Source organism: Paenibacillus sp. CFBP13512, assembly GCF_005233705.1.
In the GTDB taxonomy this organism is placed as follows: domain Bacteria; phylum Bacillota; class Bacilli; order Paenibacillales; family Paenibacillaceae; genus Saccharibacillus; species Saccharibacillus nuruki.
In genome coordinates this window covers 56667-80374 of the sequence record NZ_QGAD01000008.1, presented here as the reverse complement: position 1 = coordinate 80374, position 23708 = coordinate 56667, and the positions used below count along the sequence as shown (strand labels likewise).

The 23708-nt window shown below is 39.7% G+C and carries 21 protein-coding genes; 10 read left to right on the top strand and 11 right to left on the bottom strand.

What is annotated here, in order from left to right:
• Window positions 1–6: 6 nt before the first annotated feature.
• Together iolD and fba are read left to right on the top strand one after the other, a co-directional pair.
• Window positions 7–1920, top strand: coding sequence for a 3D-(3,5/4)-trihydroxycyclohexane-1,2-dione acylhydrolase (decyclizing) (gene iolD, locus PaeCFBP13512_RS13195; protein WP_137223831.1), 1914 nt, complete (start codon window positions 7–9; stop codon window positions 1918–1920).
• Between the two features lie 44 nt (window positions 1921–1964).
• On the top strand, window positions 1965–2840 hold the full coding sequence (fba, locus tag PaeCFBP13512_RS13190) for a class II fructose-1,6-bisphosphate aldolase (RefSeq protein WP_137223621.1): 876 nt from the start codon (window positions 1965–1967) through the stop codon (window positions 2838–2840).
• 97 nt (window positions 2841–2937) lie between these two features.
• Here fba and PaeCFBP13512_RS13185 read toward each other — a convergent pair whose 3' ends face one another.
• The 8 genes from PaeCFBP13512_RS13185 to efeO form a co-directional block, all read right to left on the bottom strand.
• The gene (locus tag PaeCFBP13512_RS13185; protein WP_069325561.1) at window positions 2938–3693 is read right to left on the bottom strand and encodes a DeoR/GlpR family DNA-binding transcription regulator; all 756 of its coding nucleotides are present in this window, start codon (window positions 3691–3693) and stop codon (window positions 2938–2940) included.
• 156 nt (window positions 3694–3849) lie between these two features.
• Window positions 3850–5046 carry an N-acetylglucosamine-6-phosphate deacetylase gene (nagA, locus tag PaeCFBP13512_RS13180; protein ID WP_137223619.1) on the bottom strand — a complete coding sequence of 399 codons (1197 nt, stop codon included), beginning with the start codon at window positions 5044–5046 and terminating at the stop codon, window positions 3850–3852.
• Complete coding sequence (gene nagB, locus PaeCFBP13512_RS13175) at window positions 5046–5774, bottom strand: glucosamine-6-phosphate deaminase (protein WP_069325560.1); 729 nt, start codon at window positions 5772–5774, stop codon at window positions 5046–5048. The genes nagA and nagB overlap by 1 nt, the downstream gene beginning before the upstream one ends.
• Entirely contained in the window at window positions 5774–6637 is an 864-nt protein-coding gene (locus PaeCFBP13512_RS13170; protein WP_069325559.1) for a MurR/RpiR family transcriptional regulator, read from the bottom strand. Before PaeCFBP13512_RS13170 ends, nagB begins: the two co-directional genes overlap by 1 nt.
• A gap of 177 nt (window positions 6638–6814) precedes the next feature.
• Entirely contained in the window at window positions 6815–7384 is a 570-nt protein-coding gene (locus tag PaeCFBP13512_RS13165) for a histidine phosphatase family protein (protein ID WP_161594267.1), read from the bottom strand.
• Between the two features lie 175 nt (window positions 7385–7559).
• Window positions 7560–9311, bottom strand: a complete 1752-nt coding sequence (locus tag PaeCFBP13512_RS13160; protein ID WP_241669372.1) for an FTR1 family iron permease — start codon at window positions 9309–9311, stop codon at window positions 7560–7562.
• A gap of 115 nt (window positions 9312–9426) precedes the next feature.
• Entirely contained in the window at window positions 9427–10812 is a 1386-nt protein-coding gene (gene efeB, locus PaeCFBP13512_RS13155; protein WP_083243269.1) for an iron uptake transporter deferrochelatase/peroxidase subunit, read from the bottom strand.
• 5 nt (window positions 10813–10817) lie between these two features.
• Window positions 10818–11714 (bottom strand): iron uptake system protein EfeO, encoded by an 897-nt coding sequence (gene efeO / locus PaeCFBP13512_RS13150; protein WP_137223613.1) that lies wholly within the window; start codon window positions 11712–11714, stop codon window positions 10818–10820.
• A gap of 899 nt (window positions 11715–12613) precedes the next feature.
• On the opposite strand from efeO, the gene pgmB reads away from it, so the two are divergent.
• Window positions 12614–13252 (top strand): beta-phosphoglucomutase, encoded by a 639-nt coding sequence (gene pgmB, locus PaeCFBP13512_RS13145; protein WP_137223611.1) that lies wholly within the window; start codon window positions 12614–12616, stop codon window positions 13250–13252.
• 108 nt (window positions 13253–13360) lie between these two features.
• Window positions 13361–14587, top strand: a complete 1227-nt coding sequence (locus tag PaeCFBP13512_RS13140; protein WP_137223609.1) for a MalY/PatB family protein — start codon at window positions 13361–13363, stop codon at window positions 14585–14587.
• A gap of 165 nt (window positions 14588–14752) precedes the next feature.
• On the opposite strand, the gene PaeCFBP13512_RS13135 is transcribed toward PaeCFBP13512_RS13140, so the two are convergent.
• Window positions 14753–16111, bottom strand: a complete 1359-nt coding sequence (locus PaeCFBP13512_RS13135) for a dipeptidase (protein ID WP_069325554.1) — start codon at window positions 16109–16111, stop codon at window positions 14753–14755.
• A gap of 465 nt (window positions 16112–16576) precedes the next feature.
• On the opposite strand from PaeCFBP13512_RS13135, the gene PaeCFBP13512_RS13130 reads away from it, so the two are divergent.
• The 3 genes from PaeCFBP13512_RS13130 (at window position 16577) to PaeCFBP13512_RS13120 (ending at window position 20016) form a co-directional block, all read left to right on the top strand.
• Window positions 16577–17944 (top strand): Nramp family divalent metal transporter, encoded by a 1368-nt coding sequence (locus tag PaeCFBP13512_RS13130; protein ID WP_069325553.1) that lies wholly within the window; start codon window positions 16577–16579, stop codon window positions 17942–17944.
• Between the two features lie 525 nt (window positions 17945–18469).
• Window positions 18470–18901 (top strand): hypothetical protein, encoded by a 432-nt coding sequence (locus tag PaeCFBP13512_RS13125; protein ID WP_069325552.1) that lies wholly within the window; start codon window positions 18470–18472, stop codon window positions 18899–18901.
• 131 nt (window positions 18902–19032) lie between these two features.
• Window positions 19033–20016 carry an MBL fold metallo-hydrolase gene (locus PaeCFBP13512_RS13120; protein ID WP_137223607.1) on the top strand — a complete coding sequence of 328 codons (984 nt, stop codon included), beginning with the start codon at window positions 19033–19035 and terminating at the stop codon, window positions 20014–20016.
• Between the two features lie 148 nt (window positions 20017–20164).
• Here PaeCFBP13512_RS13120 and PaeCFBP13512_RS13115 read toward each other — a convergent pair whose 3' ends face one another.
• Window positions 20165–20593 carry a hypothetical protein gene (locus PaeCFBP13512_RS13115; RefSeq protein WP_137223605.1) on the bottom strand — a complete coding sequence of 143 codons (429 nt, stop codon included), beginning with the start codon at window positions 20591–20593 and terminating at the stop codon, window positions 20165–20167.
• Window positions 20594–20720: 127 nt separating this feature from the next.
• On the opposite strand from PaeCFBP13512_RS13115, the gene PaeCFBP13512_RS13110 reads away from it, so the two are divergent.
• Window positions 20721–21383, top strand: coding sequence for a hypothetical protein (locus PaeCFBP13512_RS13110; RefSeq protein ID WP_137223603.1), 663 nt, complete (start codon window positions 20721–20723; stop codon window positions 21381–21383).
• A gap of 89 nt (window positions 21384–21472) precedes the next feature.
• On the opposite strand, the gene PaeCFBP13512_RS13105 is transcribed toward PaeCFBP13512_RS13110, so the two are convergent.
• Complete coding sequence (locus tag PaeCFBP13512_RS13105; protein ID WP_137223601.1) at window positions 21473–22057, bottom strand: phosphatidylglycerophosphatase A family protein; 585 nt, start codon at window positions 22055–22057, stop codon at window positions 21473–21475.
• A 166-nt stretch (window positions 22058–22223) separates the two neighbouring features.
• On the opposite strand from PaeCFBP13512_RS13105, the gene rph reads away from it, so the two are divergent.
• Together rph and PaeCFBP13512_RS13095 are read left to right on the top strand one after the other, a co-directional pair.
• Entirely contained in the window at window positions 22224–22982 is a 759-nt protein-coding gene (gene rph / locus PaeCFBP13512_RS13100; RefSeq protein WP_069325547.1) for a ribonuclease PH, read from the top strand.
• 2 nt (window positions 22983–22984) lie between these two features.
• Window positions 22985–23611 (top strand): XTP/dITP diphosphatase, encoded by a 627-nt coding sequence (locus PaeCFBP13512_RS13095; protein ID WP_137223829.1) that lies wholly within the window; start codon window positions 22985–22987, stop codon window positions 23609–23611.
• Window positions 23612–23708: the final 97 nt, after the last annotated feature.

Below are 23708 nucleotides of genomic sequence, written 5' to 3'. Positions count from 1 at the left end.
GGTGACATAATGCAAACCATTCGGCTGACAACAGCACAAGCCTTAATCCGTTTTTTGAATGCCCAATATATCCATGTAGATGGTCAAGAATTTCCTTTTGTCGAAGGGATATTTACTATTTTTGGACATGGTAACGTACTGGGAATCGGTCAAGCATTAGAACAAGAATCCGGTCATCTCAAAGTCATACAAGGTAAAAATGAACAAGGAATGGCTCATGCGGCTATCGCATACAGCAAGCAAATGTTACGTCAAAAAATATATGCGGTTACCACATCGGTAGGGCCAGGAGCAGCGAATCTAGCAGCGGCGGCAGGGACAGCATTATCTAATAACATTCCAGTATTATTTTTACCTGGAGATACGTTTGCTACAAGACAGCCTGATCCTGTACTTCAACAGATTGAACAAGAATATAGTGCAGCGATTACAACCAATGATGCGTTAAAACCATTATCACGCTATTGGGATCGGATCACTCGTCCTGAACAATTAATGTCTAGCTTACTACGAGCTTTTGAAGTGATGACTGATCCTGCCAAAGCTGGCCCAGCTACGATCTGTATTGCGCAAGATGTAGAAGGAGAAGCTTATGATTATGATGTAGCCTTTTTTGCACGTCGGGTTCATTATTTAGATCGTAAATTGCCTACGATGCGCGAATTAACAGGAGCAGCGGCATTAATCCAATCCAGTCGTAAGCCAGTGATTATTGTAGGCGGTGGAGCTAAATATTCGCAAGCACGGGATATATTGATCCAATTATCTGAAAAGCATCATATTCCATTAGTAGAAACACAAGCAGGTAAAGCAACAGTTGAATATACATTTGCTAATAATCTAGGTGGTATAGGCGTAACCGGGACACTTGCCGCGAATCAAGTGGCAAGACAAGCTGACTTAGTGATTGGTATTGGTACAAGGTACACTGATTTTGCGACATCTTCCAAAACAGCTTTTGATTTTGAAAATGGTCGATTTTTAAATATTAATGTTAGCCGTGCTCAAGCATACAAATTGGATGCTTTTCAAATGGTAGCGGATGCTAGAACAGCCTTGGAACAACTGTCTCCTTTATTAGAAGGATACGTTAGTGAATTTGGAGATCAGATTCAGCAATTCAAAGCAGAGTGGAATCAGGAGCGAGATCGTTTAAGTAAGATTACTTTTCAGCGGGACAATTTTAAGCCAGAAGTGAGCGATCAATTTGATCAACAGATGCTCAATGAATATGCCGATGCACTTCAGACTGAATTACCACAGACGACAGCATTGATCGCTATCAATGAAGTTATTCCAGCAGATAGCATTATTATTGGCTCAGCAGGATCATTGCCAGGTGATCTACAACGCATTTGGAATCCTACAGTGGCTAACACGTATCACTTGGAATATGGATACTCTTGTATGGGGTACGAGGTGTCTGGTGCTCTAGGGATTAAGTTAGCTGTACCTGACAAAGAAGTGTATTCTATTGTCGGTGACGGTAGCTTTCTCATGTTACACTCTGAATTCATTACAGCGATTCAATACAATCATAAGATCAATATTATCCTTTTTGATAATGCAGGTTTTGGCTGTATTAATAATCTACAAATGGAGAACGGCGGAGGTAGCTATTTCTGCGAATTCCGTACTCACGATCAACGGATTATGAATATTGATTATGCCAAAGTAGCTGAAGGTTATGGCGCCAAGTCTTACAAAGTGAATACGATAGAACAATTGCAGGCGGCTTTGAAAGATGCATCACAGCAATCGAACTCCACATTGATCGAGATCAAAGTATTACCGAAAACAATGACCAATGGCTATGATAGCTGGTGGAATGTGGGCGTGGCTGAAGTCTCTGACAACGAAAAGATTCATGAAGTATTTGAAGCTAGACAACATCAGTTAAAAAAAGCTAAACAATATTAAAATAGGCTCTTCTGAAATGATGATGATTAAAGGAGAGATGACATGTGCGAACCGTATCAATGAAATCTATGCTAATAGAAGCTTTAGCAGGTGGTTATGCTATCGGGCAGTATAATATAAACGGTGTGCAGTGGGTACAAGCGATTTTGCGAGCAGCAGAAGAGGAACAAGCACCTGTGATTCTAGCAGCTTCTGATCGATTGGTAGACTATCTGGGTGGATATGCGCTGATTGCTGCTATCGTAGACCTTTCGATACAAGCGTTATCCATTACAGTACCTGTCTCTTTACATTTAGATCATGGCATCAGTGTAGAACGTTGTAAAAAAGCTATCGATAGTGGATTCAGCTCTGTCATGATTGATGGTTCACATCATTCGATCGAACAAAATATAACCATGACTCGTGAAGTGGTAGAGTACGCTAGAGCATATGGCGTATCGGTTGAAGCAGAAGTAGGCACTGTAGGTGGTATGGAAGATGGACTCATCGGAGGTATTCAATATGCAGACCCGCTTGAATGTGATCGACTGGTCAAAGAAACAGGGATCGATGCATTAGCCGCTGCACTCGGTTCAGTGCATGGCCCTTATCAAGGTGAGCCTGTACTTGGATTTGCTGAAATGAAGCACATTGCAGACTTAACAGGCATTCCGTTAGTTCTACATGGAGGTTCAGGTATTCCACAGCATCAGATCCAGCAAGCCATCGCATTAGGGCATGCCAAGATCAATGTAAATACCGAATGTATTCAAGCATGGGCATTAGCTGTTCGCCAAGTATTGAATCAAGACACTCATATATATGATCCAAGTAAAATCCTTACCCCCGGTACTGAAGCGATCCAAGCAGTGGTACAAAGTAAAATGCAGGAATTTGGCACAAGTGGTCAAGCGAATGCCAACTATTCTAAAGTATAATAAGTCGCTTCCCATCAGGATAAAGCTAATATTCCATTAAAAAGACATATCTTGTTCTAAGTTATTCTTAGAGTAAGATATGTCTTTTTGAGTCCTTTTATTTACAAATATATAATTCAATTCGATGCTCACGACAGAACGAATGGTATTCTTCTGATAATGCACCAGAGGTGATCAATACATCGACTTCATGCAAAGGAGCATAGGTAAGCTGAGTAGATTTGCCGAATTTGGAGGCATCTGCTAGCAAATATAAAGTCTGAGCTTTTTCAGCGATTCGTTTTTTTATTTCGTACTCCAAAATATCAGAGTTGGTTAACCCATGAGCAATCGATACACCCGTAGCCGCCATAAAAGCTTTGCTGATATTATATTTATCCAAAATATGTAGATCATCAATACTAACAAATGATTTGGTTTTGCGTTTGTAGCGATTACCAATTGTGATCAGCGTAATATTTTCAAAAGCGACAGCCGCATTAATCACATCCAGACTGTTGGTCAAAATGGTTAACTGTTGAGAAGAAGGAAGGAACTCAATCATATTGCGAGTCGTTGTGCCCGAGTCGATAAAAATCAAATCTTGATCTTCTACGAGTGCAGCCGCTTGTTGTCCAATTTTCACTTTTTCAGGATGATTAGTATGATCCCGATTTTCAAATGGAATTAGAGCAGGAGTTACAGAAGTCACTCCACCGTAGACCTTTTGAATCGTTCCTTTTTCAAGGATTTGATTCACATCACGCCGCACAGTATTTTTAGAAACGTTAAAATATTCACAAAGTTCATCTAAAGAAACTGTACCCACCGAGTGAATATAATCTTCAAGATGTTGTAGCCTTTTTTCCTTCATACGATTGAACTCCTGTCTTGTTGAAAATAGTACTCAAAATATAACACATGACCAAAAGTTAATCAATAGTTAATCTTAAAACAATAATTTGAAGTCCAAACTCACAAAAAAGCAAGTTCTCTATGATCAAAAACAGAGAACTTGCTAATACCGCTTCTATTCATTATATGATTTCAATAACCCTTTAATAAAAATATGCTGTAATTCCATATCTGGATTCAGTACTAGGATATCAGCACGTTTACCGATTTCAAGACTACCTGTCTGTTCGTATAATCCTAGTTCACGCGCAGGATTACCACTACCTGCGGCAGAAGCTTGTAGAATCGATAGCCCTACTTGCTGAATTAAAAAGCGGAAACCTTCGATCATGGTTAAACGGCTACCTGCAAGTGTTCCGCTATCATCCGGCAAAGTCGCTATACCGTTGATGACTTTGACAGGTTGATCACCCAACATATATTCGCCATCCCCAAGTCCAGCCGCAGACATCGCATCGGTAATCAGGATTAAATTATCTTGTTGCTTAAGTTGAGCTAAGATCGATACTGCCGCAGGGTGAACATGAATCCCATCTGCTATAATTTCGGCATGAATTGCAGGGGTACTTAGTACTGCACCGGCTACTCCCGGTTTGCGATGATGAAGTGGAGTCATTGCATTAAATGTATGAACCGCATGATTAAGTCCTTGTTCGACCGCTAACATAATCTCTTCATAAGAAGCATCGGTATGACCTGCGGCAGCTGTAATGTCATGCTGACGTAGCCATGAGATCAGTTCCAAAGCACCTTCTCGTTCAGGAGCTAGAGTAAGTTGTTTGATTAGCCCCGGATAACGAGATTCCCATTGCTCTAACCATTCGATATTTGGGAGTACGATATGTTCTGGATTTTGAGCACCAGGCCACTTAGGACTGATAAAAGGGCCTTCTAGATGCACGCCTTCGATCTGTGCACCGGGCATTTGTCCATTTTGCATATAAGCATAGACTTGTTCTAATACATGATCGATATCAGCATGAGGTGCGGTCATCGTTGTCGCTAGTAGAGCTGTCGTTCCTTGACTGGCATGAAAAGAAGTAATCGTATCTAATACGTGTGGATCGGAATCCATAAAATCGGCACCCATCCCACCATGCACATGGATATCAATAAAGCCGGGAATCACAAGTCCAGATTTGGCATCATATGTTGTCTGTTCTTTCCATATCGGAGCGTTCGCTGTAGAACCTACATACGTAATCGTCTGATCTTGGACTTGTACCGTTCCATTTTCAATCACTTTTGTAGGTGTAACCACACGTCCATGAATAATTTGAAAGGAATGTGGTACATCTGTTGAAATAGACATTACTGGAACAACCTCCCTGCTTCTGCATCCAGCAGTACAGTAACGTTGGAATGCAGTTGTAATAGTGAAGCAGGGCATTGTGTTGTGATCGGACCTGTTACAGCGCGATGGATAATTTCAGCTTTGTCTGCACCACGTACAAGCAGTAGAATTTGACGGGCTTTCATAATACTACCTACACCCATCGTAATCGCTTGTGCTGGAACGTCATCCACCGAACCAAAGTAACGAGAATTCGCTTCTCGGGTCTGTTCTAATAATGTCACGACATGAGTCGCAGGATTCAAGCTATCATCGGGTTCATTGAATCCAATATGCCCATTATGTCCAATGCCTAGAACTTGTAGATCAATCACCGCTTCAGACAACATTTCATCATACAGGCGACATTCGGCATCCAAATCGGTTGCTTGTCCATCAGGCACATGAGTATTTTCAAGATTAATATCAATATGATTAAATAAATGCTCGTTCATAAATGTACGATAGGAAGCTGGATGTTCTGTCGGTAGACCTGCATATTCATCCAGATTATAACTTTTCACTTTGGCAAAACTGACTAATCCTTGCTTATGAATCTGAATCAATTCACGATACAAGCCTACAGGCGTGCCTCCGGTAGCCAATCCTAATACAGCACGAGGAGAAGTTTGTACCAGACTAGCAACAATATGAGCAGCTACCTTGTGAAAATCTTCTTCATGAGTCACTTTGATTACATTAGCCATTATTCAAAACCTCCTGAGTCTTTGCGATAACGTTGCACATTTTTATAAGATAGCTCCAACTTCGCTACAGAATCGTTAAATTGGGCGCTAATCATACCGGTAAATAAAATATCAATAATATGCAGTTGAGCAATCCGTGAAGCCATATCTCCACGGCGAACCCCTTGTTCCAATGATGATGAAAATAAAGCGATATCCGCCATCGAAGCGAGCTTATTGTTGCTGTATTGAGTCAGTGATAATACAGTCGCTCCATTATCTTTGGCACATGATAATGCATCGATCGTTTCTTTAGTTTCCCCAGAATACGAAATCGCTAACGCTACATCTTCTGAAGAAAGTGTAGAAGCAGAAGTGATTTGCATATGAGAATCAGAAAACGATGTACTGTTTTTACCGACTCGAATCAATTTCTGATAAAAGTCTTGCGCTACAATAGATGAGGTAGCGATACCATACAGATCAATCCGACGTGCACGGGTAAGGTAACCTATCGCTTGCTCAAGCTTGGGTAAATCGAGTAAACGGGTAGTATCGTTGATCGATGTAATATGATTGGTTTCAATCGCTTTAACAATCTCGGCAAGCGGATTACCTGCAATAATATCTTGATACGAACTTGGAATCGACTGTTGCGCTAATTCACTAGCTAACTTCATTTTGAAATCAGGAAAGCCTTCGAAATGAAATGTTTTGCAGAAGCGAGTAACAGTAGCAGGACTGATTCCACATTGAGTCGCTAACTGTGTAATCCCAAGCCGAATAACAGTGGAAGGTTGTTGTAAAATATAATGAGCCAGTCGGCGCTCTTGAGGAGATAAACTTTCGATGCGTTGCTCCAACATATGCAAAATAGGAGACAAGTTTAACCCTCCCTAATGAAAATTATTTTTATTTTATAATAATATATATAGAAAATTATTTTCTTTCACCATTATCTTAAAGCACCCCGTCAAAGATTGCAACTCATAAATTTCTATTTTGGGGCACGATTATAAATAAGGTAGATTAGAGTGGATGGAGTATGAAATGTTGCTCCATTATAGATGTACAATATATGATCCGGACTCATCTAAAAAATGATCACGAGTAACCGATTCCCCCAAAAATGAACGATAAGCATTAATCGTTCCATCATGAGAAACAATATACAATGTGTGTTGGTTTAGTTGTTTACACCAGATCGTAAATGCTTTAGCTACTCTATGAAATGCTTCCTCACTTATTGTATTTATTCCGTTTGTCCATATTTCTTCTGAACTTTCAATGTTATGTAGGGAAGGGTAATCTGTTTTGATTTTGGTATAATGAAGTATGTGATCACAAGCATACGCTTGATCAGGGGCTAATAAAGGGAACATACGTGGACTCACCAAAGGATGAACGTACAATGTACAAGAGATTTCTTTTGCCCATATAAGTGCTGTTTCAATCGTACGACGAGTAGGGCTGATAATAATGATATTTTTATTCGTTAAAGGAAAAGTCTGTTTTAATTGTTGGGCTTGTTGAACTCCTTTTTCCGTCAGAGTGGCATCAGACATTTGCAAACTTTCAGGTGGAGATAATGTATGTTCTCCTTGACCGTGACGTATAAAAATAATTTTCATCGTATTCTCCTTTAGCATAATGAATCGTGCATAGAATGGACTACATATAATATATTAACAAAAAGAGTCTGCATCCTTATACAAAAGGATACAGACTCTCTAAATTTACTTCATCTCATCATTATTATGGTGTAGAGCGGATCACACTATCATTCTTAACTCCATAACACCCTAGTTAAGCCGTCTGCTTACGACTGCGATATTCTGGTAAAATCAATCTCCATACCATCCAGATCAAGACGATCATTTGAGGAATAAAGGTCTCCCATGTCGGATACATACCGATCCAACTGATCGAAGGTAATTCTGCCACTGTATGTGCAGGGAATTTACCTGCCACTTGAAGGGCATGAATACTTTCGCCCAGAAAACGAAATACCAGATAATAAATCAATACTGTTGCCGTTAAGAAGAACGGACGAATCGGTAATTTCACACTGAACTTGATAATCAGTACAGCAATCACAATCAGAATGACAAGGGCAATCGCTATACCCAAAATGAATTGCGAAAGAGCAATCGCAGGAGCCATACCGATATAGAAAATCGCTGTTTCGGCACCTTCACGTAAAATGGCAAGTCCGGAGACAATCGCTAATGACCATAAACTACCACGTTCTAAAGCACCACTGACTTGATTTTCAATATAAGTATTCCAATTTTTTAAGTTGGCTTTCTGATGTAACCAGTGTCCTACACTAAGCATCATCACAACAGCGACGAGGCCGGTAATGCCTTCGATCATTTCGCGTGTACTACCGCTACTCGATACTTGAGAGAACGCATAGACAAAGATCACCGCCATAATACCACTGAGCACTAGACCTGAAATAGCACCAGACCAGATATACTGTCCTGCGGTACGGCTACCACTGCGTTTGGCATAAGCGAGTAAAGCAGCTAATACCAGAATCGCTTCTAGACCTTCACGTAATAAAATAATCGCTGCATCCCAAGCTGTATACGATGTTTTGGATGTTAAAGGAGTGAGTTCATCCAGCATCGTCTGAATTACAGTACTAGCTTGTGTCCATACAGGAGGATTAGATACTAAATATCCTTGTACTTCAGCCATTTCATTTTCAATCGAAGTATAGGTCGAAGCCGAAGAAATCTGTACTTCTCCTTCAACCAGAGGCCACATCGAGATAAATTGAGTCATCAGATCAGATGCTTTGCTCTGATCTTGAGCTGTTGTGGCTGTCTGTACTTGTTGAAGTAACGTCACAGCATCACTTAAGCGAACGGTACCACTCGCAGGAGCCGTATCTGCAATATCGCCTGCGGCATATTCGTTGAGTAGTTTAATAAGAGCTTGAGTATCTGCTTTGGCTTGTTCTTCACGTGGAGGATCAGCCTGTAAAGCTACACGGATCATACTCATTTTGATCTCTAGTTGACTATACACCGTAAAATTATCGGCACGAATCGCATTCTCAACATCCGGCCATGAATTGACGATCTGTTTATAACTATCTTGAGCGGCTTGCCAGTTACGTTCATCAATATGTTGAATCGTCGTATCTGCAAGTGGGAGAATCACTTTCACAGCGGTTAACCCTTGCTGAGAAGGTCCATTGTTATCTGTCGTTGTACCGCTTGCTTTGGCTTGACTTGCTTCTGCGTACGTATTGACTGCACGTGCTAGTGTACCTAGCGCAGAGGTAGCTGCTTTGGGATCAGACGAAGCCCCAGCAAGCGCTGTCTGTGCATCCGTCAGAGCTGTATTGACTGCGCCAGCTTCTGTTGAAGCGGTAGATGTATCAATCGTTTGCCATGCTGTGGCGAAAGTATCTAATTCCTGCTTGGCATCTGTCCATTTCTGCTGTCCAGCATCGACAAGCGCACTACCTACAAGCGGTAACAGTTGATCGATAGAGGAAGAATCGGTAGCAGATGCTTGTGCAGTAGATATTCCTACGCTCAAAGGTGTTCCACCTAAAACAATCAATAGACTCAAGCAAAGCATAAACCTGATCAACAGGGCACTTTTACGCATAGCCTAGAACCCTCTTTTCTATATCAAAATAAATAACGAGCGGTTATACCAATTCATCTCCGATATAACCGCCTTGCTGTACACCCGGAAAACAAGCAAAAACAGCACTTCCGATATGCTGAATATATTCATTCAATGCGTCAATCTGTGCGAGTCTTTGCTGCATAGGAATAAATTGTTTGTCGATACTGCGCTGATAACTGATAAAAAACAATCCTGCATCCAATTGTCCAGTAACTTTATCCATCCCACTAGAGTAAGAATAAGGACGACGCAAAATCTGCATACTTCCATCTCCACGAGCTACACGCATATGTGCATTCATCGGAATAACAGGTTTGCCTGAAGCATCTTTGGCTTCCATATCGCCACGATCAAATTCATGATGTGAACCGATTGGAGCACCACTGACCCGTTCCCGTCCAAACGTATTTTCCTGATCTGCTAGACTGGAGCGATCCCATACTTCGATACGCATCCGAATACGACGAACGACCATATAACTACCGTTGGTCATCCAACCTGCACCATCTTGCGGTTGTACCCAGACAACTTCATTCATCATCGAGTTGTCTTTGACACTTGGATTAGCAGTTCCATCTTTGAAGCCCATTAGATTCCGTGGAGTGGCTTGATTCGGATCTGCTGCACTACTGCGCTGGAATCCTTCTTGACTCCAACGGAGAACCGCAGAACCACGAGCAATTCGGATCAAGTTACGCATTGCGTGAAAAGCGACCTGCATATCATCTGCACAAATTTGTACGGCTAGATCGCCACCGCACCATTCCGATTGTAGATTATCTCCATTAAAGGCAGGCAAGTCTGCAAAATTAGCAGGCTTTTTGCCAGATAGTCCAAATCGATGATCAAATAAAGCAGGGCCTGCGCCAAATGTAATCGTCAACTTGGAAGAAGAAAGTCCAGCCGCTTCACCTGTATCAGCAGGCGGAAGATTGGGATTTTCATTTTGCCCATCTAACAATTCGCCAGCCATCAACGAAGCACTGGCTTTCGTCCATGCTTGAAATAAGCGACGTAAACCTGCTGCATCACTTAACGTTACATCAAAAGAAGCAAAGCACATAAAGTTCTGACTTGGTGTAACAATCCCTGATTGATGAGTACCATAAAAAGAATGCTCATCGCCTACGTTTGTAATACCTGTCGTTACATTTTCAGCACTACCCGGCGTATCTGATAAAGGTTGTTTGGTCAGTCCAGTAGCTTTCATAATTCCAAGCGCGCCTGAACCTCCTAAAAGAAGCCCAACGCCAGAAGCGCCTGCTAACCGCAACATATCGCGACGGCTAACAGGCTTTTTGAATACTCCTGTTTGAGATTCTGTCGACACTTCTGTAGAAGAATCGACATCAGATTGAACAGGAGTTGATTTTGTTTTATTTTCGGAAGAGTCTTTTTTGCTCATAATAATTACACCCCTAAAATTGTACCCATCTGGGATAAAGGTTCAGCCAAAGCATCAAGGTTCTGACTTAATGTACGAATATCTTCTTTAGTTAATTTGTCATACGTAACATAGCCACCGTCTTTAGTAGCAAAAGGAGCTAATTCTTTATTTAACGCATCAAAACGTTCGCCGATTTGTTTTTCCAAATCAGGATCTTTTTCAGCCAAACGTGGTTTGAGGATTTCGTAGATTTTTTCTGCACCTTCTACATTGGCTACAAAATCATACAAGTCGGTATGAGAGTAACGTTCTTCTTCACCTGTGATTTTGGAAGAAGAAACTTCATTCAGTAGTTCAACGGCTCCAACCACAAGCATACTGGCATCGATTTCAACCGTTTCGACTTTAGCACGTAACAACTGTGCATCTTGCAAAAGACGATCTGCATATTCGCTCATACCATCGGTTGTTTTCTTTTCCCAAAGAGCTTGTTCAATCTTGTGGAATCCGCGCCAGTCTTTATCATCCACATCGCCTGCACGAGCATCGATATCAGGATCAAGATTTCCTAACGCTTCGGCAATCGGCTCGATCCGTTCATAATGCATACGAGCTGGAGCATATAGCGCTTGAGCTTCTTTTAATTTCCTTGCTTTGACCGCTTCCGTAAATTTCTCTGTCTCTGTTACAAAGGAATCAATCTCACCGATCGCATATGTACGATATTGTTCGGTCTCATTTTTGAAATCAGCTGTTGTAGTTGTTGTTTCGGTAGATGAGGTAGACGCTGCTGGTGTTGTAGTCGTTGCTTCTGTTGTAGCTGGAGTTGTGGTTGTATTGGTAGCAGCTTGATTCCCACAAGCGGCAAACAGTACAGAAGATAAAAGAATTGTAGCTGGTAAAGTTACACGTGCTTTCATTAAATTACACTCCTTAATAATGATAATCGTTCTCAATTATTAATCTATCATAATGGTGAACGATAAGAGCGTCAATCTTTATTTTTATGTAAATGAATACAGGGAAGGTGGAAAATAAGCCGGAGGGTTGGGGGAGTGGCGAAGGGTGTGAGGGAATATCGCTCTGGTAAAGGATCATTCATACGATCGCTGTTAAGATCGGATATATTGAATTCTGTTTTCAACAGATTATATCCGATCTTAAAGGCGAACGCTTCGCTTCTGCTGAACGATTCCTTTACCTCCGCTAGGTTCGGTGAGCACCTTTGCCGGGTGTTTAGTAGGGAGTGCTTATTTTCAATCAGGGGGGAGGAGGTAGAAAAGAGGATAAGGGAATAAAATATAGTTATATTTTATTTGGAATGAGTGAAGGATGAATGGATAAAACATACAAATCTTATTTGTTATTAAAATAGATTCATCTAATTGTATTGTTTAATCTTGTTGCTTGATTTTAGAGGGAAATTAACTTTACGGGCATATGCTAAAGTAAGAAATGATATACAAAACAATAATGTAGATAAGCACCTCTAGCGGAGCAAATGGAATCGTTCTGGAGAAGCGTAGCGTTCGCCTTTAAGAATAGATATCCTCTACGACAGCAGATTTCAAAGATATCTATTCTTAACAGGGATCAGAAGAATGATCCGTTTGGGTAGCGGAATGAACTTCATTAAGCTAACACTGGATTACTATTTTTAAATCTCACTTCACACTAAAGTACCTATTTTTCCACTTCATCTGCAAATATAATTTAGCGTTTTCTGTCTAGTATCCTTGTTTCTTGTTTAATAAAGAACATACTTAATTTGTTAACCCATCACTACAAATCATTGAACATACCCGAGGAGGAAGTAATAATGACAATTAAAGCAGTTATTTTTGATCTTGATGGCGTGATTGTATCGACAGATCAGTATCATTTTGAGGCATGGAGTAAAATCAGTGAAGAAGAAGGCATTCCTTTTAATGAAACGATCAATCATCAGTTGCGCGGAGTAAGCCGGATGGAGAGTCTGGATATTATTTTGCAACGTGCGACCAAAACATACTCGGATGAAGAAAAATTGCAATTGGCAGAGAAAAAGAATGAGTACTATCGCCAATCGTTGCACCATTTAAGCCCAAGCGATCTTTTGCAGGGAGTAGAATATACGTTAAAAACATTGAAACAAAATAATATCAAAATCGCGATCGGTTCTTCGAGCAAAAACACACCGACTATTCTGAAGCAGATTGGTCTGGATAAAGAGTTCGATGCGATTGCAGATGGTAACGATATTACTCGCAGTAAGCCTGATCCTGAAGTCTTTTTGCTAGCGGCAACTCGTCTGGATATCGTACCGGAAGAATGTCTGGTTGTAGAAGATGCGTTAGCAGGTGTGGAAGCGGCGATTGCAGGTAAAATGAATGTGGCTGCTGTAGGTGAAACATTGCGTAGTTCAGATGCAGACTACTATCTGGAAAGTGTCGATGAATTGCTTGAATTAGTATTATAACTTGAACACCCTCCAAAACCTGATATGATGAATATATCTTAAATTCATTCTGGGATAAAGACAATGAATAGATAGAATATTTGGATAGATGGATATGGAGGGACTTGTATGGATTATACTTCAACATTTGATCATACACCTGAGCGCATAGGGACTGGTTCAGAGAAATGGGATGCACTGCATAAGCATTTTGGCAAAGAAGATATTATTCCTTTGTGGATAGCAGATATGGATTTTGCGGCACCTTTGCCTGTACAGGAGGCTATACGTCAACGGATTGAACATGGCGTACTTGGATACACATTTCGTACCGATGAGTATCATCAATCTATTGTAAATTGGATGGAGCGTAAGCATCAATGGACGATAGAAAACGACTGGATTGTTTTCACACCTGGTGTTGTATCTGCCTTGAACTTTGCGGTGCAAACCTATACGGAGCCTGGAGATAAAGTGATTATTCAGACGCCAGTGTATCCTCCCTTCTATAATGTAGTCAAAGGGCATGGACGAGAATTGGTCGAAAATCCCCTCATGCAAGATCAGTATGGAGATTATCGTATGGATCTTGAACAGTTAGAGACTGTGCTGGACGAACAGGTGAAAATGTTGATTTTGTGTAATCCACATAATCCGATAGGGCGAGTGTGGACACGTACAGAGTTGGAACAGTTAGAACATTTATGTGCGAAGTGGAATATTATTGTCGTGTCCGATGAAATTCATGGCGATCTTGTTTATGCACCTCATGCTCATATTCCGTATGCCAGTCTATCTGAATCTGCGATGAACCGTAGTATTATTTGTACAGCACCAAGCAAAACATTTAATATCGCCGGTATGAATACATCTAATATTATTATCCCGAATGAACAATTACGGAATGCATTTGCGTTAAAAATCAATCAATTCGGTGTGGGACAAATTAATACATTTGGCGCTGTAGCCACTCAAGCCGCTTATACGTATTGCGAAGAGTGGTTAGAGCAGTGTAAAGTCTATACTTATCGAAATATGGAGTATGTACAGCAATATATCGCTACGCATATACCGGAATTATCGGTGCGTCTACCAGAAGCTACGTATTTGCTATGGATCGATTGTAGTAAGCTACGGATGGAGCAATTGGATTTAGTTTCTTTCCTACTGGATCATGCCAAAATTGCGCTGAATGATGGCAATGCATTTGGGATAACAGGTCAAGGATATATGCGTATGAATATCGCTTGTTCACGTTCTTTATTAGAAAAAGCGATGGAGCGATTGCATCATGCTATAAAGACATGGCGAACTACCCAAGCAGTAACGACCACTTCACACATGAATAATGAATAGATAGATGAATAGGTATGCTTGAAAAAGAAACTTCATCATAATTAAAAACAGACTGCTTTCTATCATACCGACATACAGGTATCTAGAAAGCGGTCTGTTTTGTTTGAGAAATAATCATCTAATTATAGAAAGAAAGACAATTCAGTATTAAATGTAGCTATCCATTTAGATTTGGTTTAGATATTCTACAATGGTAAGCAAGCCTTTATCAAAGTTCTCCAAGTTGAAATGCTCATTCGGTGCATGAAGGTTCTCATCAGGCAGACCGAAGCCCATCAATACTACGGTAGGAGCAATCAGACGAGAGAAAGCTTCAACGATTGGAATGGAACCGCCATCTTTGGTAAATAAGGCACGTGTTCCATAGACCGTTTTGAATGCATCAGCCGCTTTTTGCAACAATTCGCTAGACGGATCGATATTGAATGCACGCGCTTTTTCACCTGGTTTGATATCAATCGTTGCACCTGTTGGTACATTGGCTTCCAAGTGCTTGATAATTTGATCCAATACATAAGCTGGATCTTGATTAGCCACTAGACGACAAGTGATTTTGGCACTTGCTTCTTTAGGAATAACGGTTTTGCTACCTTCGCCTTGGAAACCACCATACAATCCATTAATTTCAAGTGTCGGACGAGCACCAACACGCTCTACAAACGAATAGCCTTCTTCTCCATGAAGAGATTCAAGAGCCAAAGATTGTTGTAATTTCTTCTCATCGAAAGCTTGCTTGATAAATTCATTACGCATCTCATCAGACAAAGGCAATACGCCTTCATAGAATCCATCGACCAGTACACGACCTTGTTTGTCATGCAAAGAGTTCAACAGTTCTACAATCGAATGAAGAGCATTTGGAACACCGCCACCGAAGCTACCAGAGTGTAGATCCGTATTAGCAGTATGAATCGTAAATTCAAGTGAACATAGTCCACGTAATCCAGTGCAGATCGCTGGTTTACCTTTTTCGATCAAAGACGTATCTGAGATCAATACAGCATCCGCAGATAACATTTCTTTATTGCTTTCCAAAAAGCCAGGTAGATTTGCGCTTGAAATTTCTTCTTCGCCTTCGATACAGAATTTGACGTTAACCGGAAGTGTTCCTTCTTGCTTCAGAATGGCTTCAACTGCTTTGATATGCAAAAAGATTTGACCTTTATCATCAGTTGCACCACGAGCAAATAATTTGTCACCACGAATTGTAGGTTCAAATGGAGGTGTCTCCCATAAGTGTAATGGATCAACAGGTTGTACATCATAATGACCATAGACCAATACCGTTGGTTTGCCAGGGGCATGAAGGTAATCAGCAGTAACAATCGGATGACCTGCTGTTGGATGAATCTCTACATGTTCTAGACCTGCTTTTTTCAATGTTGCAGCTAACCATTCAGCCGCACGTTGCATATCAGGCTTATGCTCTGAAATAGCAGAAATACTTGGAATCGATAACCATTCATTTAACTCATTTAAATGGTGTTCACGGTTTTCTTGAAAATATGTAGCATAATTCGTCATTATATAATCCTCCTTGGGAAATAGAGATCATTGCTTAAGCTGATAGATCATTTCTATCATCAAAAAGCGTATGTTTCTATTTTACTACGTTTTGCTCTAATTGCGAAAATTTTAACCACAAATCAAATCGATTGATGTTCAAACCCTTTTTTAAAATCGTAGATACCGTATAGATGGCATGAGAATATAAAAATAATTTTTGTAGCAACATCATAACGATAAGATTAATGGGTAATGTGTAATAGATCATATACATATTTTATAATATGAACATGGCAAAGCGATGCCTTTTATATTGTCATTAGCCATAAAAATTAGCTGTTGACAAATATGTTTCCCTAGTGCAAAATATGGTCAATGTATTATGTTGCTATTGATATAAAGATAGATAGGCTGTTGCGCTTATATTCTAAATCAAATCAGTCAAATATATAGAAGGATAGAGAGAAAGGAGAGAGATGAAGAATGGATTCCAACACAGAATTAAATGCAAAGATAGATGTCAAAAAATCAAACTGGTTACATTCCAGTTCAAGTATCAGTATGGAAGAAGTCAATAATACCGTTAAGATTCCTGAAAATGCTGGATTCTGGCGCAAATTCTTCGCTTTTTCCGGTCCGGGAGCATTGGTTGCTGTTGGATATATGGACCCGGGGAACTGGGCAACTTCAATAGCAGGAGGAGCACGCTTTGGTTACGCCCTATTATCAGTAGTACTGATTTCTAATCTTATTGCTATGTTATTACAAAGTCTGTCTGCCAAATTAGGAATAGTAACAGGTCGAGATTTGGCACAGGCTACCCGTGATACGACTAACAAAAGAACAGCTGTGTTTCTATGGATACTGACAGAGCTTGCGATTATTGCTACCGATCTAGCTGAAGTTATCGGTTCAGCTATAGCACTGAATTTATTATTTGGTATCCCACTATTATGGGGTATTGTCATCACTACATTTGACGTTTTACTTCTATTACTATTGCAGAAAAAAGGATTTCGGATTATCGAATCGATTATTATCGTATTGATGGCAACGATTTTCTGTATCTTTGTGTTTGAAGTGATTATTTCTAAGCCGGAAATTCATGCACTATTAGGTGGATATGTACCGAAGTTCGAGATTGTTACGAATCCAGCGATGTTATTTGTCGCTTTGGGGATTTTGGGTGCAACAGTGATGCCACATAATCTATATCTACATTCATCGATTGTACAGACCCGGCAATACAAGCGAACCGAAAAAGGTCGCAAAGAAGCTGTGAAATTTGCAAATATCGATTCGATTCTTTCATTATCGGTCGCTTTTCTAATCAACTCGGCGATTCTTATCTTGGGAGCTTCTGCTTTTTTTGGAACTGGATTGAATGTAAGTGGGATCGAAGATGCGTATGCCTTACTTAGTCCAACACTAGGAGTAGGAATCGCCAGTACATTATTTGCAGTAGCTTTACTGGCTTCAGGTCAGAATTCTACGATTACAGGTACACTTGCAGGACAGATAGTAATGGAAGGATTTATCAACTTACGTATCTCGCCAGTGTTACGCCGAATCATTACTCGTTTATTAGCCGTTATTCCTGCTTTTATTGTGACATGGATTGCAGGTGCCAAAGGAACAGGAGAATTGCTATTGTGGAGTCAGGTAGTACTGAGTCTCCAATTACCGTTTGCAATTATTCCATTGGTACGCTTTACAAGCGACCGGGCGAAAATGGGTTCATTTGTAAATCCAGCATGGGTCAAAATTTTGGCATGGATCGCTACAGTCATTATTGTTGCTTTAAATATCTTTTTAATACTTTATATTTTTGCAACAGGTGGCGGTTTTTAAGTAACACATTCATTAAACCTATGAGCTGCATAGTCTATCCAAAAAGCTTTTATCCTTTTTATAGGGGTAAAAGCTTTTTTTATTATATTTTCTTTACATTTTTAATATAAAAAAAGTGGTAAAATTTGAATTTTTTTTGATAAAATACTAATCGTTTTCTTTGTTTTTTACGTATATATAAGTAGAACACCTTTGAAACAGAATAAGGCTTGGTCAATAACTAAATATTCCTTTTCAGATTTGTTTGATACACTGTGGTTACAATATATACAACAGTACTTATCAGCTTCATTATAAAAGTTACTGATGAGTAATAATACCTACTTACTCCTATTGATTTATGGTTCTATAGACATGCTATTCCTATTCCTATACCTATATATAGGAATATAAAAATGTCGAAAAAGAACGAATGAGAGGAAAGTGCTATAAATATTATGCAAAATTTACCGATAAACTATATAACAGGCACAAAGTCGCATGAAAGACTCCAATATTACCTAAAATCTAAGGGGGATTCAACCTATGAATTATACTAAATTATCCAACGTAAAAATTATGGAAAAAGCTAAAGCAACTTCTGGTGGATGGTTCCGATTTGTAGAAAATAGCGAAATTAAAAACAATGCTAATGAAATGGAACAATGGGCAGCGATTTACCACGTAGCTAATGACAAATATATCGTAACTAATGATTTTCTAAATGTGGGATTAAACGATCACGCTAACCAAGTAAATGTTGTAGGTTATGGTGATAATTTAGATAGCATTATGTTCGTGATCTGGGAACACCAAAAAGAATCAGGCAAATCATTCACTATTCTTGATGAAATTCGTCAAATCAAAAATGATGAGATCGAAAAAGCAAGCCAAAAATTGTGGGATTGGAACGAAAAAGCGGCAGACAGCACGTACTTCAAGCATGAAATGTTCAACCCATGGGAAGAAAGTTATTGAGCAATGAATGACCGATTCAAAAATAAGCTCTTCTGAACACCTCAGGCTATAGAGGTGCAATCAGGAGAGTTTTTTGTGTTTGGATCGTTTATAATAGAAATATAGACGGATTGACGGAGGATACATACATTATGGAATTACCAGAAATCACAATGTTTGAACACGGGATTATTCAGGTGAAAATAGCTATGTCTTATCCATTGCGCTGGGTAAACAGTTATATTATCGTTGGCGATCGTACATGGAGTGTTATAGATCCAGGACCTCGTAGCGAAGAAAATGAAGCCGCATGGCAAAAAGTATGGGGAACACTCGAATTAGACGTTGCCCAATTGGAATCTATTATTTTAACTCATCATCATCCAGATCATTATGGTCTGGCTGGCTGGTTACAAGCACAAAGTGATGCACCTGTATATATGTCAGCACGTTCACTCGCAGAAGCACGATTATCATGGGGAGAAGGCAATACAGCAGCACATGATCTTATTGATTTTTACACTGTTAATGGCATGCCGAACGAAATTACAGACCAGCTTCCAGAACATTTACAAAGTTTTGTTGCGCAGGTATTGCCACAACCTCAAGTATCCATAATTACGCCAGAACAACCTTTTAAGATATCCGGTCATTGGTGGATACCGATTCAGACTTCCGGCCATGCGGCAGGGCATCTTTCTTTTTATCAAGCGGATTGGAAATTAATGATCTGTGGTGATGCTGTATTACCTCAGATTTCGCCTAATATTAGTTTGATTCCAAATAGTGACCCTGAACCACTACAATCTTATCTAGATGGATTACGTATACTGGGTGAATATGAAGTAGAGTGGGCATATCCAGGACATCGTCGTCCTTTTACAGGATTTAGAGAGCGAACGGTCAAATTACTGGATCATCATGAACAGCGATTGGATGCTATGGCAGAACGTATTCGTATACAACCTTTAAATGGATACGATGTATGTATGTCTATATTTAATAGTAAGCTCACTTTACATCAATTACGATTTGCGATGTCAGAGACATTGGCACATTTAGAAGAATTAATTCGCCGTGATCGTGCTCATAAATATCAGCAAGATGGAATTTGGATCTATACAGCTCATGAATAGAGTTAGATTATCAACTCTCATCCATAACTAAAAAAGCATGATATAGGCTAATTACAGTCTCTATCATGCTTTTTATTATGGAATGTATATCTTATTCAAAATATTTGTATTTAGATAACTTTATATTTAGCTAACGGGGAGTAGACTATTATTCAGTGAGATCGCCGGTTAGTTTAGCAATTGCACGCCGGGCAATCTGTAATGTTTCTTCAGAGTGTGCTTTATTTTGAGCAGATTGAACTTGTTCTAACTGTCTTTCCGATTGATGAATTGTGTGTTGCAGACTGCGAAGAAGCACATCACGTTCATTTTCATCGAATAATGCTTTGAGCTTATCGGTTACATTCGGCTCATGTGGCATCTGATTGTACTCGGAAGCTGACATTTTGCGAATATCAAGATAACTATTTTTGTATTCGATAACTGTTTCTGTACTACGAGCATTACGCTCTGTTTCCACAACCACCATTTTGTTAGCATAATCAGGATAGACATTCACAATTTTTTGCCTGATATGCAACAGCCCACATATTTTACGAAAAGGAATTTTGTGTACTCGACTCACTTCTTGTGACATCAGATCAACCTCCGCAACCTATCATTATTAGTTTTAACTAAGATTAAGTCCATTTTCATCCAAAATTAAGCTAATCCTTTTACAATAAGTCTAGTCAACACCCCGAAACGTGAAAGGGGCATCTAACATGTTCAGCACAAATGGAACGATATTGGATATCACAGTCGAAGGATTGCGATTCCTTGCTTATTTATTACTGCTTATTGGTGCAGTCATCGGAATATTTAGTAATATGTCTATGATACAAGAAAAGTACCGTTCTGTCTGGTATCGTTGCCGTAATACGATGGTCTATATGGGACTTGGTGTAGGTATTATTCAAGGAATCACCAGTATGGTGAACATAATGATTCATCAAGGATGGTCTGCTGCTATTATTCCATTCACTACTGCTTCAGGGCGTTTGGCAAATGGTTGTGCGCTGATTGCTTTCTATATCACTCTGGCTTATGTGATTCCGGCTATTCTACTCTGGCAATGCCGTAATCATCATCCTTCACCCCGTTTTATTTCGGTATTATTGTATCCCGTATTAGAATTGTTGTTATTATCTGGATTATTGACTCGTAATGATTCAGGTGTTATATCGATTCATTTATTTTATGTATTTACAGGGTTATGTTTAATCTGGCTATTCGTATTGCAATTTATGTCAGGAGAAAGCAAAAGACGACGTGAACGCAAACACTGGTGGGTTAGCCCTGATATCAAAGTCGGTCATCACTCCTCATCTAATGTACAACCAGAATCCAAACCAGATTCTTCATTATTTCATTCCAAAGGATTCTAAAATGTATTCCAATAGGTATAACAATTATCCTAAGCAAAAACTCTGATTCCCTTTTAACATACTAGGGAGTCAGAGTTTTTTTGTTGGATTTACATTGGTTGCTTCGGTTCATCATCTTCAGGCAGTTCAGTATCGGTCGTATCTACAGCGGGATCTTGTTCTTTATATTTACCATGCGCAATCCGGCTACTTGCTGCTGCTGCAATCGCACCTACAATATCATCAAAAAACGTATGGATTGGTCCGATACTTTTATCATTTAATCGTGCGAGAACGCCCGGTTTTAATTTATCCACATAACCGTAATTGGTGAAGCCGATACTTCCGTATACATTTACAATCGCAAATGCCAAAATTTCATCGACACCATACAGACCTTCATCATTTTCGATCATTTCTTGTAAAGGTGAGATAAGCTTTCCTTCTTCTGCAAGAATATCCAGTTGAATACCCGTTAAGACAGCATTCTGTACTTCGCGTTTGAGCAGTACTTTTTCTACGCTTTCTACACACTCTTCAATCGTAAGTGAAGGATAATAACTTTTTTGTAGAAACATCACAATATCAGCTATTTCCAAAATCGTTACCCCACGTTTAAGCAACCATTCTCTTGTCGCTTGTTCTACATTTAGACTGCTTAGATTATAAGGAACTTTGCTTGGTTTGGATTCCATGAGTAGACACCTCTTTCATAGATAACGTTATGTAGTATTAACCTTATTTTTTGTGAAAATCTCAAGGTTCCTCATCAACGTTAGAATCAATCGTCAGATAAGGATGCTTTTACAAGTTAGGTTTGTTAGAATAAGAAGGTGAATATGACGCAGGAGGCAACCATTTATGAGAACAGACGGACGACAAGCCAACGAATTACGCCCGTTAACGATAACACCGAACGTGAACAAATATGCAGAGGGTTCTGTATATATTGAAGTAGGCGATACCAAAGTATTATGTACGGCATCTGTGGAAGAACGTGTACCGCACTTTATGAAAGGTCAGGGTAAAGGTTGGGTAACCGCAGAATACTCTATGTTACCCCGTGCTACACATACCCGTAACCAACGTGAAGCCGCTAAAGGTAAATTAGGCGGACGTACGATGGAGATTCAACGTCTGATTGGACGTGCTCTTCGTTCTGTGATTGATCTACAAGCTCTTGGAGAACGTACAATCACAGTCGATTGTGATGTGATTCAAGCGGATGGAGGTACACGTACCACTTCAATCACAGGTTCTTTTGTCGCTTTAGCGATTGCCATGAACAAATTATCAGCTCAAAATAAATTTACTAAATTCCCTATTACAGATTATTTAGCTTCTGTGAGTGTAGGTGTTGTAGGAGATCGTGCATTACTGGATCTGAACTATGAAGAAGATTCCAAAGCCAAAGTCGATATGAATGTTGTCATGACAGGTGGGGGACAATTTGTAGAAGTTCAAGGTACAGGTGAAGAACGTCCATTTTCACGTGACGAATTGGATCAATTGCTTGCACTGGGTAGTGAAGGTATTGAGAAAATGATCGCTATGCAAAAAGAAATTCTAGGACCGATCGCTTTGAAAATTAATTCGGGTCAAGCAGGTACACAAGTATGAATATGATGAGTAGCTCTATTGTCGTTGTTGCTACTCAGAATAAAGGGAAAGTTAGAGAGTTTACACATGCTCTAGCTTCTTTGGGTAAAGAAGTACGCAGTATGTTTGATTATCCTGATCTGCCTGAAGTGGTCGAAGATGGAGCAACATTTGCAGAGAATGCACTGAAAAAAGCCAAAACAGTTGGTGATGCTCTAGGTATTCCTGTACTTGCTGATGATTCAGGTCTATGTGTGGATCGCTTGGATGGAGCACCGGGTGTCTATTCGGCTCGTTATGCAGGCGAATCAGCTACAGATGCAGATAATAATGCCAAGTTGCTAGATGCACTAGAGCGATTGCAGATGGGTGAAGATACCGATCAGACCTTGCTGAGTACAGCACGTTTTGTATGTTGTCTGGTATTGTACGATCCAGCGACAGGGTTAGCTATAACCACAGAAGGTTCGGTGGATGGTTGGATTACTTCTCAACCTTCTGGAAATGCAGGCTTTGGTTATGATCCATTATTTTATTTGCCAACACATAACAAAACAATGGCAGATATAACGATCGAAGAAAAGCAAGCGATTAGCCATCGTGGTGAAGCTTTGCGTAAATTAGTCGATCAATTGAATCTGAATACTTAAATCAAAAATAGCTTAACCTGTATGAGACGGGTTAAGCTATTTTTATATTAAATGTATATATATCCTACTTTGATTGTAGTATTATCTGTGTTATAAA